This is a genomic window from Acinetobacter sichuanensis (assembly GCF_003024515.2).
GTDB lineage: Bacteria > Pseudomonadota > Gammaproteobacteria > Pseudomonadales > Moraxellaceae > Acinetobacter > Acinetobacter sichuanensis.
In genome coordinates this window covers 1-916 of sequence record NZ_PYIX02000177.1, presented here as the reverse complement: position 1 = coordinate 916, position 916 = coordinate 1, and the positions used below count along the sequence as shown (strand labels likewise).

The 916-nt window shown below is 40.9% G+C and carries 2 protein-coding genes; both read left to right on the top strand.

The window, feature by feature from the left end; translation table 11 throughout:
- Nucleotides 1-44 precede the first annotated feature (44 nt).
- Nucleotides 45-317, top strand: a complete 273-nt coding sequence (locus tag C9E89_RS22855; protein ID WP_107010330.1) for a hypothetical protein — start codon at nucleotides 45-47, stop codon at nucleotides 315-317.
- A partial coding sequence (locus C9E89_RS22850) for a YdaU family protein (protein WP_116746715.1) occupies nucleotides 314-916 on the top strand: 603 nt, incomplete at its 3' end. The genes C9E89_RS22855 and C9E89_RS22850, both read left to right, overlap by 4 nt.

The following is a 916-nucleotide window of genomic DNA, read 5'->3' as shown; positions in this document are numbered from 1 at the left end:
GCCAACCGCCGTTTAGAAGCTGAACACGCTGTAGCGGAGGTGTCATGAACGCTGAACAAATTATCCAATCTTGGCATGAACCTGCGCTGAACACGCTAGGTTCATTGCTCTCAGTCCGTAAAGCCAATTTACGTAAAATCAATCGCCCTGAAAGCAATGCGATGGTATTGCAGCAAGAATTCATTGAATCACTGATGGATTTTCATCGGATCTCACTGTGGTTAGCCAGTGAAATTGTCGCGAGTTTAATCCGTGCGAAGCGTGTTGCGAAGTACGGTCGGTTTCTTCAAATTAAAAATGAGGGTGGTAAACAATGAATTACTATCAACACCATATTGGTGACTTCAACAATGCTACTCGTCATTTAAGTTTGCTTGAACGCGCAATTTATCGTGATTTACTGGATATGTATTACGACACTGAAAAGGCGATTGATGCAAGTAACATGGATCGTCTGGCTCGTCGTTTGCAGTGTATTACTAATGAACAGATTGCAGCATTAAATTACATTCTTGACGAGTTCTTTATTCTTCAGGACGGAGCGTATCTAAACAATAGATGTGAGCGTGAGATTGCGGAATTTCATGGTAAGCGTAAACAGGCAAGTGACGCTGGTAAAGCATCTGCTAAAAAACGTGCAGCTAAAAAGCAACAACCTCAAAATAATGGTTCATCTGATAATGAACAATCGAATGACGATAATTCAACGGACGTTGAGCAAGCGTCCAACGATAATTCAACGGACGTTCAACCAACCAATAACCATAAACCATTAACCAATAACCAAGAACCATTTAATAGTGGTAGTAGTAATGCGCACGAGCAAAAAAATCCTCCACCACCAATTCAATTTTCACAATACCAAAGTGAAGATCACAAACGTTACACGCTACTTGGATGTGTTAACCAATATCCA